We start from the raw sequence: 1,186 nt of genomic DNA, 5'->3' as shown, positions 1-1,186 counted from the left end.
GGAAGAGGCGGGCGAGGACATTTTCCGCCTGTCGGGCGCGGGCGACGGCGACATCAACGAGCCGGTGCGCGAGACCTACAGGACGCGCGTGCGCTGGCTGATCGCGAACCTGGGCACCGCGCTGGTCGCTTCGAGCGTCATCGGCTTTTTCGGCGGCGCGATCGAGCAGATGGTGGCGCTCGCGGTGCTGATGCCGATCGTCGCGGGCGTCGGCGGCAATGCGGGCACGCAGACGCTGGCGGTGACCGTGCGCGCACTCGCCACCAACCAGCTCACCGAATCGAACACCCGCCGCGCGATCCTGCGCGAGATGCGCATCGCCATGCTCAACGGCGCGACCATCGCGCTGATCGCCGGCACCGCGACCGCCTTGTGGTTCCATGACGCGCATCTGGGGATGGTCATCGCTGCCGCGATGCAGACCAACATCCTGCTCGCGGGGCTCGCCGGGGTGGTCATCCCGGTGGTGCTGGAAAAGCTTGATCAGGACCCGGCAGTGGCAAGCTCGATCTTCGTTACCATGACCACCGATTCGATGGGCTTTCTCGCATTTCTCGGCCTCGCGGTCGCGAGCGGTCTGGTCAGCCTCTAATGCCGCTGTCGATGACCAAGATCGCGTTCGGCGCGACCAGCGTGGGTTCGCTGCGTCAGTGGATCGAGAGCCATGCGTCGATCGGCGAGGCACGGCTGACCACGCGCTATCTGCCCAAGCGCCACGAGGAGATGGTCGGGGGCTCGCTCTACTGGATTCACAACCGCGCGATCGTCGGCCGCAGCCCGCTGATCGGCTTCATGGACAATGGCCAGGGCCGAATCTGGATCCGCATCGAGCCGCGGCTGATCGCGGTGCAATCCATCCCCCGCCGCGCGCACCAGGGCTGGCGCTATCTCGAAGCCGCCGACGCGCCTGCGGACCTCGGCGAGGGCATGAGCGAGGCCGAGGCGATGCCAGCGGAAATGCTCGGCGAACTCGCCCGGCTGGGGTTGGTCTAGGGGGGCGTGGGGCAAGGCAACCCCGACAACCACCTACGCTCAGCCTGAGCTTGTCGAAGGCCACGCGAGAACGGTTCCTGATAGTCCTATCTCACGCACTCCACCCGGCTTAGCCTGAACTTGCCGAAGGCCACGCGAGAACTGTGCCGGATAGTCCTATCTTACGCACCCACCCCCGCTCAGCCTGAGCCTG

The 1,186-nt window shown here is 66.7% G+C and carries 2 protein-coding genes; both read left to right on the top strand.

All coding sequences use genetic code 11. From position 1 onward, the window contains the following. On the top strand, positions 1 to 592 hold a 592-nt coding region (locus AX735_RS09005), incomplete at its 5' end, for a magnesium transporter (protein WP_202189539.1). Beyond that, complete coding sequence (locus AX735_RS09000; protein WP_066278819.1) at positions 592 to 993, top strand: DUF1489 family protein; 402 nt, start codon at positions 592 to 594, stop codon at positions 991 to 993. The genes AX735_RS09005 and AX735_RS09000, both read left to right, overlap by 1 nt. The last annotated feature ends 193 nt before the right edge of the window (positions 994 to 1,186 follow it).

This window comes from Blastomonas sp. CCH1-A6, from assembly GCF_001556365.1.
In the GTDB taxonomy this organism is placed as follows: Bacteria; Pseudomonadota; Alphaproteobacteria; order Sphingomonadales; family Sphingomonadaceae; genus Blastomonas; species Blastomonas ursincola.
The sequence above is the reverse complement of the archived record's forward strand: the minus strand, read 5'-3'. Positions and strand labels throughout refer to the sequence as shown.